Source organism: Marinoscillum sp. MHG1-6 (assembly GCF_024714475.1).
In the GTDB taxonomy this organism is placed as follows: Bacteria; Bacteroidota; Bacteroidia; order Cytophagales; family Cyclobacteriaceae; genus JAMZMI01.
The window spans coordinates 547,648-561,257 of sequence record NZ_JAMZMI010000003.1; the positions used below are offsets into that span (position 1 = coordinate 547,648).

Here is a 13,610-nt window from a genome sequence, read left to right on the forward strand (position 1 = left end):
AGAGGACATGAGAACATTGAGTATATTATTCGCGCTGGTAATAGGTATGTCTACAGCATTTGCTAACTCTGGTGAGGACGCAGTTGCAAGGACCGCGAAAGCGACCAATTTCTCAGAAGTAATCAATAAGATCGAATATCCTCAGACTGCAAGGACTAATGGAATTGAGGGAAGAGTACTTGTTCTCGTGAAGATCAACGAAGAAGGAAAAGTGGCAACAACTAAAGTAGTTAGCTCGCCTTCCGAAGAATTATCGAAGGCAGTAATTACTGCGATGAAGAAATTACAATTCGAACCTGCAAAGAATGCCAACGGTGTTGCCGTACCGTCAGCAGTGCATGTTCCGGTAGATTTTGAATTGACGATTGACTAACTAGTCAACCGCGTTATACATTCACCTACGTGTTTGAAAGGGAACTTACCGAGTTCCCTTTTTTGTTGCTCGGCAATTTTCTCGTTCCCCAGATTACCAAGACTACCGAGGTGAGTATGACTGACCTTACGGTTCGCTTCATAGGTTCCCTCCTCTACTCTTTTCCCAACTTCCTTATAGGCATCTCGGAATGGCATTCCCTCCAGCACAAGTTCATTGACCAACTCCACGGTAAACAGATAATCATACTTTGGATCATTAATGATCTCGTCTTTTATGATGATTTGATTGAGTGCAAAGTCAGCGATTTCCAGACAATCTTTAATGGTCTCAATACCAGGAAACAGGCGCTCCTTGAGACCCTGGAGATCTCTATGATATCCACTAGGCAAATTGGTTAGCAAAAAGGTAATCTCGGTAGGAAGAGCTTGCAACTGATTGCATCTGCCTCGTATCAACTCAAACACATCCGGATTCTTCTTATGTGGCATAATGCTCGAACCGGTTGTTAGCTCATCCGGGAATGTCAGAAACCCAAAATTTTGCCCCATATACATGCATAGGTCCATCGACATTTTACCCAATGTCCCGGCCACTGCTGCAATTGCATTTGCAAAAGACTTTTCACTCTTGCCTCGGGTCATTTGGGCATAAACCACGTTATGATTTGGGTGCTCAAATCCCAGCAAGTCCGTCGTCATTTCACGGTTAAGAGGAAATGATGATCCATATCCTGCGGCTGATCCCAATGGATTCTTATTTGCCACCGAATAGGCTGCCTGAAGTGCATGTAAGTCTTCAGAAAGGCTTTCTGCATATGCTCCAAACCATAACCCAAAAGATGACGGCATGGCCACCTGCATATGCGTGTAACCAGGGATCAATACATTTTTATATTGATCGCTAAGTGCAATTAGCGTATTGAAAAGTCCGTCGACCAGCTTTACTATTTCCTCAATTTCATATCGAAAATACATCTTCAAATCCACCAAAACCTGGTCGTTTCGTGACCGTCCGCTATGGATCTTTTTACCCATCTCGCCCAGTCTTTCCGTAAGGATAAACTCTACCTGGGAGTGAACATCCTCTACCTCATCTTTGATAACAAACTCACCATTAACAGCGAGCTGATAAAGCGATTTAAGTTCCATAGACAACGCATCCAACTCCTCCTTTTCCAATAACCCAATAGAATTGAGCATACGGATATGAGCAAGGCTTCCAAGAATATCAAAAGGTGCCAACAGCAGGTCTAGCTTGCGGTCATCACCTACGGTAAACGTTTCGATCTTTTGATTGACATCAATGGATTTTTGCCAAAGCTTCATTTGAATGCGTGATTATGATTTGATGATTTTGTTCAGGAGCGCAAGATAGCCTGTTACTCCTTCACGAATTTCGTCCACAAAGATATACTCATCGGCCGTATGTGAACGCTGTGAGAGTCCCGGACCAATTTTAACCGTAGGAAATGGCATCAACGCCTGATCGGATAATGTTGGAGAACCAAAGAACTCAATATCCAGAGCTTCTGCCGCCTTGATAAGTGGATGATCCTTTGTAATAAATGACGGTTGCAATCTGGTACTTCTTTCCTTCACCTCCGACAAAACATTTGCCCTGATAATCTCAAGCATTTCATCATTGGAATAAGCATCCGTACCACGGATATCCACCACAAAATGGCATTCATCAGGGACCACGTTATGTTGGTATCCCGCTTCGATCATCGTCACAGACATTTTTACTGGTCCCAGGTATTCAGACTCCTTAGGAAAGTTAAAATTCCTAAACCATTCTATATCCTTGATGGCATTATAAATGGCATTTTCTCCTTCCTCTCGGGCTGCATGCCCAGATTTACCCGGGGCATAACAATCCAGGACCATCAAGCCCTTTTCCGCAATCGCCATGTTCATTTCGGTTGGTTCACCCACAATCCCAAAGGCAATTTCTCCAATTTCTGACAGGATGCTGGCCACTCCAAGTCTTCCGGATATTTCCTCTTCAGCTGTAGCCGCAAAAACCAGGTTATAGTGAAGGTTTTCCTGATCATACAAATAAAGAAATGCAAACATCAGAGAAACCAGTGCCCCACCGGCATCATTACTCCCCAGACCATAAAGCTTATCCCCTAGAATAATGGCTTTATACGGATCTTTAATATACCCTTGATTAGGCTTGACCGTATCATGATGGGAGTTAAGTAGAATAGTAGGCTTCTCCGGGTCAAAATGGAGATTTCTCGCCCATACGTTGTTGTTACTTCTAAAGGTTTCCACACCATTAGATTCAAGGTAAGATTCAATGAGCGCTGCCGTCTCATCTTCCTCTTTACTTAAACTTGGTGTCTCGATCAGCGATGACAGGACTTTGATCGCCTCTGCGTGAATATTTTCGATGTTACGCCTGAAGGATAGTGCCATTCTCAGGATCTCCTATTTCGTCGAATTTACATATCCGAACAGATTTAACACCATTATCAATCACATTGAAAGCATTATCAAGTTTAGGTATCATACCATCATGAACCTTAAACTCCGACTTCAACACTTCGTACTCTTCTTTATTTAATGTTTTAATCAATGTGGATGGGTCCGAGACATCCTCCAGAACACCAGGCATTTCGAAGGTCATTGAAAGTACAACATCAAATTTTGAGGATAACCCTATAGCCACCTCTGAAGCAATCGTATCTGCATTGGTATTAAGCAGCTGACCATAACCATCATGCGTTAAAGGCGCTATCACAGGCACTGTGCCCGAATCCAATAGGTTCGTAAGAAAAGAAACATTCACTTCACGAATGTCACCTACCAAACCATAATCGATCCCCGCTTTTACTGGTCTCTTCTTAGCAAGAATGGCATTACCATCGGCTCCGGAAAGACCCAAGGCATTCATTCCCTGTGATTGTAGTTGAGCTACGGTCCGCTTGTTAACAAGACCTGCATATACCATCGTCACAATTTCGATGGTCACTTCATCAGTGATCCTTCTGCCTTCAATGATTTTTGGTGAAACACCCAACTTCTCTCCCATCTGCGTGGCAACCCTACCTCCACCATGGACCAATATCTTATATCCACTGATCTTCTTAAACTCAGCTAAAAAATCTGCGAACATGATCGGGTCGTCGACGACGGCCCCTCCAATTTTGATAACGTTAAGTTTCTCCATATCTATAGCCTTTGTAGTAATTCCTTGAGCACTACCTGAGCCGAATAAGTTCGATTATTCGCCTGCTCGATCATCAGGGCGTTCTCACTATCCATAACCTCATCCGCTATCACCACATTTCTTCTTACTGGCAGACAATGCATCACCTTTGCATCGTTAGTGAGCGCCATTTTTGCGCTATCAACAATCCATTCAGGCTGATCTATTACTTTTCCGTAGTCTTGATATGAAGACCAGTTTTTTACGTAGATAAAATCAGCCCCCTCGAATGCTTTAAGCTGATCATATTCTAATGTAGCATTTTTCGTGAACTTATCCGCGAGTTCGAGGCCTTGAGGATGCGTAATTGTGAAATCAACATCCATTTTTTGGATCCATTCCGAAAAACTATTGGAAACTGCCTGTGGCAAAGCCTTAATATGGGGCGCCCAGGTCAGAACCACTTTAGGTTTCCTTTTTGGCCAATGTTCTGATATGGTGATCAAATCTGCCAAAGATTGCAATGGATGCAATGTAGCCGACTCAAGGCTCACCACCGGAACACCGGCATACTTTACGAAAGATTTAATCAGGTGTTCGCTATAGTCCATCTCACGGTCTTTCAACCCCGGAAAGGAACGAACCCCCAGAATATCACAATACTGTCCCATCACCGCAGCCGCCTCCATGATATGCTCTGCCTTATCTGAATTCATGATAGCACCTTCCTGTGTTTCGATCTGCCATGAATCCTGCGTTACATTCATAACCAAGACATCCATACCCAGATTTCTGGCTGCCTTTTGGGTACTCATCCTTGTCCTTAGACTAGAATTGAAAAAGAGCATCCCCATCGTCTTATTTTTACCCAGGGATTGAAATGCAAAAGGATCTTTTTTCAATGAAATAGCATCATTGACCAATGCCATTGGGTCTTTTACGTCATCTACTGACAAAAATTGATTCATAGGTCAGTCGTTATTTGATATTAGAGATGCGCTCGTAGGAAGCCATCAAACCTTTAATGATCGCTGAGCTCAATCCCTGATGTTCCATTTCATTCAACCCTTCAATCGTACAGCCCTGAGGAGTGGTTACTTTATCGATCTCCACCTCCGGGTGATTTCCGTTTTCAAGTATCAGGGAGGCTGCTCCTTTAGCTGTTTGCACGGCGATCAGTTGAGCTTCTTCAGAATGAAAGCCCATCTGTACCCCACCCTGGGTAGCTGCCCTTAAAAAACGCATGAAAAAAGCTATCCCGCTGGCTCCCAATACGGTCGCCGCCTGCATCAATTTCTCATCAATCACAAGTGTTTTGCCTAATGCGTCAAACAAAGCCTGTATTTCCTTTACCTCAGCTTCATTTCCATTTGAAGTAATACACGTCATCGACTCGCCAATGGCGATGGCGGTATTCGGCATAGCCCTGATGACCGTGGCCTTTACAGTAATTTGCTTTTCAATTTCTGCAAGCATCACACCGGTGATCACCGATACTAAAACATGATCTTCAGTCAGCACCGGATTGATCTCCTCCAGTACCTTAGGCAGTTGTTTAGGCTGCACGCACAACATCACAATTCGAGATTGCTTAACAGCTTCCAGGTTGGATGTTATTGTTTGGTATCCCTTGTTTTTGAGATAAGAGATACTTTCAATATGCCTTCTGGTAAGGAAGACCTCTGAGCTCTTTTTCAGACCTCCATCTACAATTCCTTCTGCGATAGAGATACCCAAATTACCGGCTCCGATAATGGCGATGTGTTTTTGACTCATGGCTTAAAGGTTTAGAATGCCACTGATTTTAGTTTTAGTCCTTCTTCCTCTTCCAGCCCAAACATAAGGTTCATATTTTGAACCGCCTGGCCTGATGCTCCTTTTAATAAATTATCTATCAAGCTGATAACCATCAGCTTATCATTATGCTTCTGCAAATATATTAAGGCCTTATTGCTATTGACCACTTGTTTAATATCCGGGTTCTCATCTACCAAATGAACAAAAGGTTCATCAAGGTAAAAAGACTTATACTTCTCCAAAGCCTCCTTTAGAGGCACTTTAGAATCGAAATATGATGTCACAATAATACCTCTCGTGAAATTACCACGATAAGGAATAAAGCTGATATCAAAGTCCTTTCCGGAAACCTGATTTAGACTTTGTCCTATTTCTCCCAAATGCTGATGAGTGAATGCCTTATACACACTCATATTATTATTTCTCCAGGAAAAATGAGAGGTGGAACTCAAGGATTGACCAGCACCTGTAGAGCCGGTAATTCCCGATACATGCACATCAGATTCAATATAGCCCGCCTGTGCTGCCGGCAAAAGCCCCAGCTGAATACAAGTAGCAAAACATCCCGGATTCGCTACTTTTTGCGCATCCATGATCAATGCCTTGTTGATTTCTGGCAACCCATATACAAAATCATTGCCATCGCGTTTTAAACGATAATCATGACTTAAATCCACCACTTTAACCGATGCCGGAGCAGGGTTAGCCTCTAAAAATCTAACGGACTCACCATGCCCTTTGCATAGGAAAATTACATCTACCTTGTCATAATCGAGACCACCGTCGAAGGTAAGATCAGTATCTCCCACCAAATCAGAATGAGTGGTTGTCACTGGCTTACCTGCCTGACTCTCACTTTGTGCTTGAGTTATCTCTACTTTCGGATGATTTACTAAAATACGGAACAACTCTCCGGCTGTATAACCGGCAGCTCCAACAATTCCCGCTCTGATCATGGTCTTAGCTGTTATGTACTTTATGGAAGATCATGTTTTGATTACCGAAGATCTTGGCAAAACCCTTCACATCATCTCCGGTCCATGCATTGTTCATTTCACCATACTTACCAAAAGATGATTGCATCATGTCATTAGGAGACGAAATGCCTACCACATAGAATCTGTATGGTGCGAAATGCACCTTCACTTTACCGGAAACATATTTCTGAGAGGACTCGAGAAGCGCTTCAATATCTCTCATCACCGGATCCAGGTAATGACCTTCATGCAGAAGGTTTCCATAAGTAAGTGCCAACTGATCTTTGATCAATAATTGGTTTTTACCCAAAACATGCTTTTCCAGCGCGTGATGCGCTTTGATCACCACTAATGGAGCAGGTGCTTCAAACCCTACTCGCCCTTTAATACCAATGATGGTATCTCCAACATGTATATCCCTACCAATAGCATACTGAGATGCAATGGCGCCAATTTTCTCAATACATTCGATCGGGCTAAGAGCCTCACCATTAAGTCCTACTGGTTCGCCATTCTCAAATGTAATCTCAATTTCTTCGGATCCCTCCCTTTTCAATTGAGAAGGGAAGGCTGTATCAGGTAGGTATTGATCTGATGTAAGTGTCTCTTTGCCTCCAACAGAAGTTCCCCAAAGCCCCTGATTCACAGAGTACAATGCCTTTTCCCAATTCCCTTCGATACCATTATCAACAAGGAACTGAATTTCTTCTTCCCGAGACAATTTCAAATCCCTGATCGGGGTGATGATCTCCTTTTCAGGACACATGATATTGAAGATCATATCAAATCTCACCTGATCATTTCCAGCACCTGTACTCCCATGAGCAATGGCGTCTGCTCCAATTTCAATGGCATGCTTAGCAATTTCAGTTGCCTGAAAAACACGTTCTGCACTTACCGAGAGCGGATAAGTATTGTTCTTCAACACATTACCAGCTATTAGGTACTTGATAGATTTCTTATAAAAATCGGGAGTGGCATCAACTGTTACATGACTGGCAGCTCCCAATGATTTAGCTCTGGCCTCAATCTGGCCAAGTTCTTCCTGATCAAAACCTCCGGTATTCACTGTGATCGTGTGAACTTCACCAAAGCTTTTAGATAAATAAATAGCGCAATACGTGGTATCTAATCCTCCACTAAAGGCCAATACTATCTTTTTCTCACTCATTTTGTTCTTACTGTTTGTTTCCAGATCATCAATTTCTGAGCAACCTCCTTACGCTTCTTCTCCCATTTACGTTTCTTTTCTTCAGGATCGTAAAGCATACCTGTACATAGACAGTTTTGATGATTCTTACTAGTTAATATTGCATAGTTCACACAACTACTACATCCCTTCCAAAACACTTCGTCATCGGTCAATTCCGAGAACGGAACAGGTCGATAGCCCAGATCTGAATTGATCTTCATCACCGCGTGGCTGGTCGTCAACCCAAATAATTTGGCTTCTGGATAAAGTTTTCTGGAAAGTTTAAAAGCACGTTCCTTTATGGCCTGAGCCAGCCCATGCTTACGGAAGTCAGGATGAACGATCAAACCCGAATTAGCAACATATTTGCCGTGACCCCATGTTTCTATATAGCAGAACCCTGCCAATTCCTTTTTGGAGGTCAGTGCGATTACAGCCTTTCCTTGCTTGATCTTATCAGCTACATACTCTGGTGAGCGCTTTGCAATACCCGTACCTCTTTGTCGGGCGCTCTCTGCAATAAGCTCGCAAATTTCGTTGGCTAAATATTCATGTGATGCATCCGCTACAGATACAACAAACTTATTCATGGTGTTTTTTGCTTTAGTGGTAAAGATATTAGAAAGAATCGAGGGATTGGCACGCTACGTAAGCAGCCATAGTTTATCTATCAGGCAGAGCGCCTCGGCGTATTAGGCCTCCTCAAAGGGAATGATATGACAATTCTTTTCTCCACTGTGTTAAAAAAACAAGATTGCAAATTTAAGTAGCTATTAAGTTATAGGAACAAACTTTAATCTAAAAAATTCAAATTTGACAGAATATAATTCATTTAATTTCAATTTTACCTGAAACTCCTCCCGAAACGATGTATTTCATAATTTCAGTATTTTTCCCTTTCAAAAGGATAATTCTCGACTTTTCGATGATAATGAGGTTTCCTGAAAAGTTGTAGGAGTGCGGCATGTAAACGGACACCTTACCTGGCAATCCAATTTCTTCAAGGTCAGTTTGCGTAATGAATCCCGGCTTTAATATCTCCCCCTTCTCGTCCAATGGAACTAATACCGGCTGATCAAATCGTTTTTTATCTCCCACAAATGCATCCACCAGGTCGTTAATGGAAGTATAAATGAATCCTGCCAGAGGAATCCGCTTAATCCAACTATTTAAAGTTTCTATCGCAGGCTTGGCGATGATGGTATTGGCAATATACCCAACCCCGGTGGTTACCAGTAGCACCGTCAAAATACCGATACCGGGAATTTTTATTGGGATGAGGTTATCTATCCAAACAACCATTGCAGAAATGATGTAGATGGTCAACCCAATCGGAACAACCAACAACAAGCCTTTCAGGAAGTAATTAACTACAGGATGTATATTCATGTCCTAAAAATATATGGCATTAAACAGAAAAGGCTTTGCATAGTTGCAAAGCCTTTAGAATATTTTTCAATTTCTTTTCTTCTTAAAGGGCAATGCCGATAAAAGATTTAAATGCCAATCCCATCAATCCGGTAATCAACATGGTGATTCCTAAGCCTTTAAGACCAGCCGGAACGTGAGAATACTTCAGTCTTTCTCTGATGGCTGCCAGAGCGATTATAGCAAGGAACCAGCCTAACCCAGAACCAAACCCATAAGCGGTGGCCTGAGCAATAGTATAGTCTCTTTGTACCATGAAAAGTGACGCTCCAAGAATTGAGCAGTTTACCGCAATTAGCGGCAAGAAAATTCCCAATGAACCGTATAGTGCAGGAGAGAATTTCTCAATTACCATCTCCACAAGCTGAACCATAGAAGCGATTACAGCAATGAACATGATAAACTGCAAGAATGTAAGGTCGACTGTTTCAAAGCTTGCACCCATCCATTTAAGCGCTCCTTCTTTTAAGACAAATTCCTGTAGCAACCAGTTAACGGGTGTAGTGATCGTCAAAACAAACACAACCGCCATTCCCAAACCGAAGGCTGTAGACACCTTTTTAGATACCGCAAGGAATGAACACATGCCCAGAAAATAGGCAAAGATCATGTTATCGATAAAAGTTGCTTTTAATGCAATGTTAAAAATATCCATGCTCTATCTCTATTAATGTTCTACGTATCCAGTTTTAGTCCTTTGTACCCAGATAAGGACACCAAGCACCATAAATGCACCGATGGAATCAACCATCAAACCATTCGTAGGGAAAGTATCCCAACCAATAGCTTCGAATATTTTAAAGTTCAGGATTGAACCTGATCCGAACAACTCACGGAAGAAGGCAACCACCATAATGATCCAGGCATAGCCGAAACCACTACCCAGTCCATCTAGTATTGAGTCATAAGGTTTATTACCCATCGCAAAGGCTTCCAGTCTACCCATCACAATACAGTTGGTGATAATTAGCCCGACAAAAGCTCCAAGCACTTTATACATATCATAGTAATATGCCTTAAGTACTTCACTTACCAGGGTCACCAATGTTGCAATAACAGCAAGCTGCACGATGATCCTAACCCTTCCCGGGATAAGGTTTCTCATCAATGAGATGATCAGGTTAGAGAATACGATAACGAATATTACCGCTATTGACATCACGATCGTTGGCTCCATCTTAATGGTAATCGCAAGGGCAGAACAGATACCAAGTACCTGGATGGTAATCGGATTATCGTCGCTCAAAGGATCCTTAACGATACCTCTTCTTCTCTTCGAGAATAAAGGCTCGGCAGGCTTTTTCTCTACCTTTTCTTTAACTTCTACAGTTTCTGTACTCATAGTCCTTCTTAGTTAAGTGCCAGATTACCTTCTGATTTCACTTTATCAAAAAACGGTTGGTAACAACCTAAATATTCTTCAAGCATGCGGTTAACTCCCTTTCCGGTCATCGTCGCTCCTGACATTCCATCAACCTGATGATCCGTCAAACCAGCATTACCTTCACCCTTCACCATTGACACTGATACTAATTCACCAGCTTCAAAAATGGTCTTTCCAACATATCTTCCCTGAATTTCCTGTGAAGTAATTCTAGCTCCAAGACCAGGAGTTTCCTGCTTATGGTCAAATGCAATACCTCTAATGGTATTCAAGTCTCCATCCAAAGCAATGTAACCTGAGATCCAATCCCAAAGACCAGCTCCGAACATTGGAAATACATAAGCTTCTGTCTTTCCGGATTCGTTTTTAAACATATAAACCGGGTACAGTCGCTCGCTCTTATCAAGTCTGTAATTCTTTTGAACGCTTACTTTTTCAGCGACAATTTTATTCCCCTTAGCATCCGCCTCTACCGTGTTACCTTCCGCATCCACAACGATGGAAGTTACCTTTTGATCGTAAAGGGACAGAATTTCATTAGGGTCCTTGATATTGGAGATATCCATTACAGCCCCAAGAATCTTTTTCTTGGTATCCAGCTCGATTTGCTTGTCCTGAGCTGGTTTTAGGCCAACAGATGCAAGAGAAAGCATACCACCAAGAATAATGGTAAGGACAGCCGAAAATATGATGATGTATGTATTAGATCGTTGCACGCTTCAGTCTTCTTTTTTTGTTAGCATCTACTACGTAATAATCAATCAATGGAGCGAACACGTTCATGAACAGGATCGCCAACATGATTCCTTCAGGGTAAGCAGGGTTTACTACTCTTATCAACACGGTTAGCACACCGATTAAAAATCCGTAAATCCATTTTCCTGTTTCTGTTTGAGCAGCGGATACAGGGTCTGTCGCCATGTATACAGCTCCGAAAGCTAATCCACCGATCACCAGGTGATAATGTGCAGGAAGTTCAAGGAATGAATTTCCACCAATCATATTGAAAAGGAGACCCATTAGGTAAGCTCCTGAGAAAACACTAAAGATGATCTTCCAGCTACCTACACCGGTTCCTACTAATATCAATGCACCTAGCAGGCACATCAAAGTAGAAGTTTCTCCAATCGATCCGGGGATCACTCCAACAAACATGTTCCAAAAATCAAACATCCCGGCATACCAGTGACCTGCCATGTCTGCCATCATATCGGTGCCATTTTGAGCTGCACTCGCTCCGTAAGCCAATACGGTTGCTCCGCTATAACCATCTACTGGTTGTGCGTCACCAAAGAATGTCCATACCTCTCCGGAAATCTGTGATGGATAGGCAAAATACAAGAATGCCCGTGCCGTTAATGCCACGTTAAGAATATTCATCCCTGTTCCACCAAATGCTTCTTTACCGATCACCACAGCAAAAATGGTCGCTAATGCAACTTGCCAAAGTGGAATGGTTGGAGGCATTACCAATGGAATCAACATACCTGTTACCAGGAATCCTTCACTCACCGGATGTTGTCTCACCACACAGAAAACAAATTCAGTGATCAAACCAACGGCGTAAGAAACGATAAGAATAGGAATAACCGCCAAGGCTCCAATCAATAACTTATCTACCAGAGATCCTTCAACGCCTGTTGAGATAAAGTGCTGGTGTCCAACATTCCAAATACCAAAAAGCAAACAAGGGATCATGGCGATCACCACGGTGAACATCACCCTTTTAAGGTCTACTGCATCTTTGATCTGTGTTCCCTTTTTACCGGTAGTGATGTCCGGAGCAAATACGATCGTTCTATGCCCTTCGTACAGGGTATGGAACTTCTCAAGTTTCCCTCCCTTTTCAAATTGTGGCTTCAGGCCATCAAATAGGTTTTTTAATAACTTCATTAAACCTCTCTATTAGCTATGTTGAACTAAATCAATTCCTTTTCTCAAAATTTTCTGAAGGTCATTCTTAGAAGGATCTATATACTCGCAAAGAGCTACATCCTCTTCAATCACCTCGAAGATTCCCAATGCTTCCATTCCATCGTAATCATTTGCAAGAACTGCCTTGAATAGATAAGTTGGAAGAATGTCCATAGGAAGTACCTTTTCAAAAGCACCCGTTACCACGAAAGACCTTTGCTCACCGTGAGTGTTGGTATCTACCTTGAACTCTTTCTTTCCGCCAAGGAATGAAAGCAGACCGAATGCTTTGTGGAAACTCAATTTTGTTGAAGAAGGCAAAATCCATCCCAAAAACTCCTCATAGTCTCCCTCAGGAATAACAGAAATCTGGTTGTGATAATACCCTAGATAACCGTCCTTACCTACAGCTTCTCCTGTAAGCACATTTCCTGAAATATATCTCAGTTTGCCACTTTCTACATTGCCTTCGGCTAATTTGCCCGCCTGGGCACCAATGTATGTTTTCACGTAAGCCGGTGCCGAAACGCTATTACCCGCGATGGCTACTAACTTAGACGCGTCATATTTTCCTTCGATAAAGAGTCGCCCGATTTGAGCAACGAAATACGGCGTTGTCGTCCAAACAATATCGCCCTTGTTCACAGGATCAAGGTGATGGATTTGAACCCCCACATTACCTGCCGGATGAGCTCCGCTAATTTTATTGATCTCTACTCCCTGTGCCTGAGAAAAAACACCGGCCACTTCAGCATCACCATCAATGTTCAAATGAACAAGACCCGGAGTCAATTTTTTAAGTACATCCAATCCTGCCTGAAAGTATTGCTCTTTTCCCTGAAGGATGAAGGCATAATCAGCAGCTAATGGACTGGAATCAAATGCAGAAATGAAAATTGATTTCGGAGTATCTTCAGGACTGGCGATCACTCCATAAGGTCGTTGAATCAATGACGGCCAAACACCGCCTTGTGACATATGATTCACAATCTCCTCTCTTGACAGTCCGGCCAGATCTGATACGGAGTAAGACTTGAATGATTCATACTCTACAGTCTTGTCCGCTAAAATTTTGATTTCAAGCACCTTTCTTTTTTCACCCCTTTTGATCTCCACGACCTCCCCACTCACCGGAGATACGTATTTGACATCTTCAAAAGGTTTCACGTAGAAAATCGGTGAACCTGCCTTTACATTGTCCCCTTCTTTGACAAGAAGCTTGGGACGATCAACTCCAATAAAGTCTGTAGGCTTGATTGCGAAGGTTTCAGGCTGGGAGATTTCGGTGATTTTTTTCTCCGGCTTCCCGGCCAGGTTTAAGTTAAAACCTTTCTTTAGCTTAATCGTTTTCGACATTTTTTAACGTATCGGTCTACTTAAAATCAC

15 protein-coding genes are annotated in these 13,610 nt (G+C 42.4%); 1 reads left to right on the plus strand and 14 read right to left on the minus strand.

The genetic code is table 11. The features are described from left to right. Window positions 1-7 precede the first annotated feature (7 nt). A complete protein-coding gene (locus NXR94_RS09525) occupies window positions 8-373 on the plus strand; it encodes an energy transducer TonB (RefSeq protein WP_258104388.1) in 366 nt (121 codons plus the stop codon). On the opposite strand, the gene argH is transcribed toward NXR94_RS09525, so the two are convergent. The 14 genes from argH to NXR94_RS09595 all read right to left on the minus strand — a co-directional run bounded on the left by argH (window position 370) and on the right by NXR94_RS09595 (window position 13,580). Further along, window positions 370-1,701: an argininosuccinate lyase gene (gene argH / locus NXR94_RS09530; protein ID WP_258104389.1), complete on the minus strand. Its 1,332-nt coding sequence runs from the start codon at window positions 1,699-1,701 to the stop codon at window positions 370-372. The genes NXR94_RS09525 and argH overlap by 4 nt on opposite strands. 12 nt (window positions 1,702-1,713) lie before the next feature. Beyond that, on the minus strand, window positions 1,714-2,799 hold the full coding sequence (locus tag NXR94_RS09535; RefSeq protein ID WP_258104390.1) for a M20 family metallo-hydrolase: 1,086 nt from the start codon (window positions 2,797-2,799) through the stop codon (window positions 1,714-1,716). Next, entirely contained in the window at window positions 2,777-3,553 is a 777-nt protein-coding gene (gene argB, locus NXR94_RS09540) for an acetylglutamate kinase (RefSeq protein WP_258104391.1), read from the minus strand. The genes NXR94_RS09535 and argB overlap by 23 nt, the downstream gene beginning before the upstream one ends. Before the next feature lie 2 nt (window positions 3,554-3,555). Beyond that, on the minus strand, window positions 3,556-4,500 hold the full coding sequence (locus NXR94_RS09545) for an N-acetylornithine carbamoyltransferase (protein WP_258104392.1): 945 nt from the start codon (window positions 4,498-4,500) through the stop codon (window positions 3,556-3,558). 10 nt (window positions 4,501-4,510) lie between these two features. Next, window positions 4,511-5,308, minus strand: coding sequence for a pyrroline-5-carboxylate reductase (gene proC, locus NXR94_RS09550; protein WP_258104393.1), 798 nt, complete (start codon window positions 5,306-5,308; stop codon window positions 4,511-4,513). An 11-nt stretch (window positions 5,309-5,319) separates the two neighbouring features. Next, the gene (argC, locus tag NXR94_RS09555) at window positions 5,320-6,285 is read right to left on the minus strand and encodes an N-acetyl-gamma-glutamyl-phosphate reductase (protein WP_258104394.1); all 966 of its coding nucleotides are present in this window, start codon (window positions 6,283-6,285) and stop codon (window positions 5,320-5,322) included. A gap of 4 nt (window positions 6,286-6,289) precedes the next feature. Next, window positions 6,290-7,477 (minus strand): argininosuccinate synthase, encoded by a 1,188-nt coding sequence (gene argG / locus NXR94_RS09560; RefSeq protein WP_258104395.1) that lies wholly within the window; start codon window positions 7,475-7,477, stop codon window positions 6,290-6,292. Continuing rightward, on the minus strand, window positions 7,474-8,088 hold the full coding sequence (locus NXR94_RS09565) for a GNAT family N-acetyltransferase (RefSeq protein ID WP_258104396.1): 615 nt from the start codon (window positions 8,086-8,088) through the stop codon (window positions 7,474-7,476). Before NXR94_RS09565 ends, argG begins: the two co-directional genes overlap by 4 nt. A 238-nt stretch (window positions 8,089-8,326) precedes the next feature. Beyond that, complete coding sequence (locus NXR94_RS09570; protein WP_258104397.1) at window positions 8,327-8,887, minus strand: DUF502 domain-containing protein; 561 nt, start codon at window positions 8,885-8,887, stop codon at window positions 8,327-8,329. An 82-nt stretch (window positions 8,888-8,969) separates the two neighbouring features. After that, window positions 8,970-9,581: an NADH:ubiquinone reductase (Na(+)-transporting) subunit E gene (gene nqrE, locus NXR94_RS09575; RefSeq protein ID WP_258104398.1), complete on the minus strand. Its 612-nt coding sequence runs from the start codon at window positions 9,579-9,581 to the stop codon at window positions 8,970-8,972. Window positions 9,582-9,593: 12 nt separating this feature from the next. Next, on the minus strand, window positions 9,594-10,268 hold the full coding sequence (locus NXR94_RS09580; protein ID WP_258104399.1) for an NADH:ubiquinone reductase (Na(+)-transporting) subunit D: 675 nt from the start codon (window positions 10,266-10,268) through the stop codon (window positions 9,594-9,596). Between the two features lie 8 nt (window positions 10,269-10,276). Continuing rightward, the gene (gene nqrC / locus NXR94_RS09585; RefSeq protein WP_258104400.1) at window positions 10,277-11,026 is read right to left on the minus strand and encodes an NADH:ubiquinone reductase (Na(+)-transporting) subunit C; all 750 of its coding nucleotides are present in this window, start codon (window positions 11,024-11,026) and stop codon (window positions 10,277-10,279) included. Further along, complete coding sequence (locus tag NXR94_RS09590) at window positions 11,013-12,203, minus strand: NADH:ubiquinone reductase (Na(+)-transporting) subunit B (protein WP_258104401.1); 1,191 nt, start codon at window positions 12,201-12,203, stop codon at window positions 11,013-11,015. The genes nqrC and NXR94_RS09590 overlap by 14 nt, the downstream gene beginning before the upstream one ends. 12 nt (window positions 12,204-12,215) lie before the next feature. Further along, the gene (locus NXR94_RS09595; RefSeq protein WP_258104402.1) at window positions 12,216-13,580 is read right to left on the minus strand and encodes a Na(+)-translocating NADH-quinone reductase subunit A; all 1,365 of its coding nucleotides are present in this window, start codon (window positions 13,578-13,580) and stop codon (window positions 12,216-12,218) included. Window positions 13,581-13,610 lie beyond the last annotated feature (30 nt).

Coding starts and splice junctions, on each gene's coding strand:
- NXR94_RS09525 (WP_258104388.1), top strand. CDS start 8: ATGAGAACATTGAGTATATTATTCGCGCTGGTAATAGGTATGTCTACA.
- argH (WP_258104389.1), bottom strand. CDS start 1,701: ATGAAGCTTTGGCAAAAATCCATTGATGTCAATCAAAAGATCGAAACG.
- NXR94_RS09535 (WP_258104390.1), bottom strand. CDS start 2,799: ATGGCACTATCCTTCAGGCGTAACATCGAAAATATTCACGCAGAGGCG.
- argB (WP_258104391.1), bottom strand. CDS start 3,553: ATGGAGAAACTTAACGTTATCAAAATTGGAGGGGCCGTCGTCGACGAC.
- NXR94_RS09545 (WP_258104392.1), bottom strand. CDS start 4,500: ATGAATCAATTTTTGTCAGTAGATGACGTAAAAGACCCAATGGCATTG.
- proC (WP_258104393.1), bottom strand. CDS start 5,308: ATGAGTCAAAAACACATCGCCATTATCGGAGCCGGTAATTTGGGTATC.
- argC (WP_258104394.1), bottom strand. CDS start 6,285: ATGATCAGAGCGGGAATTGTTGGAGCTGCCGGTTATACAGCCGGAGAG.
- argG (WP_258104395.1), bottom strand. CDS start 7,477: ATGAGTGAGAAAAAGATAGTATTGGCCTTTAGTGGAGGATTAGATACC.
- NXR94_RS09565 (WP_258104396.1), bottom strand. CDS start 8,088: ATGAATAAGTTTGTTGTATCTGTAGCGGATGCATCACATGAATATTTA.
- NXR94_RS09570 (WP_258104397.1), bottom strand. CDS start 8,887: ATGAATATACATCCTGTAGTTAATTACTTCCTGAAAGGCTTGTTGTTG.
- nqrE (WP_258104398.1), bottom strand. CDS start 9,581: ATGGATATTTTTAACATTGCATTAAAAGCAACTTTTATCGATAACATG.
- NXR94_RS09580 (WP_258104399.1), bottom strand. CDS start 10,268: ATGAGTACAGAAACTGTAGAAGTTAAAGAAAAGGTAGAGAAAAAGCCT.
- NXR94_RS09590 (WP_258104401.1), bottom strand. CDS start 12,203: ATGAAGTTATTAAAAAACCTATTTGATGGCCTGAAGCCACAATTTGAA.
- NXR94_RS09595 (WP_258104402.1), bottom strand. CDS start 13,580: ATGTCGAAAACGATTAAGCTAAAGAAAGGTTTTAACTTAAACCTGGCC.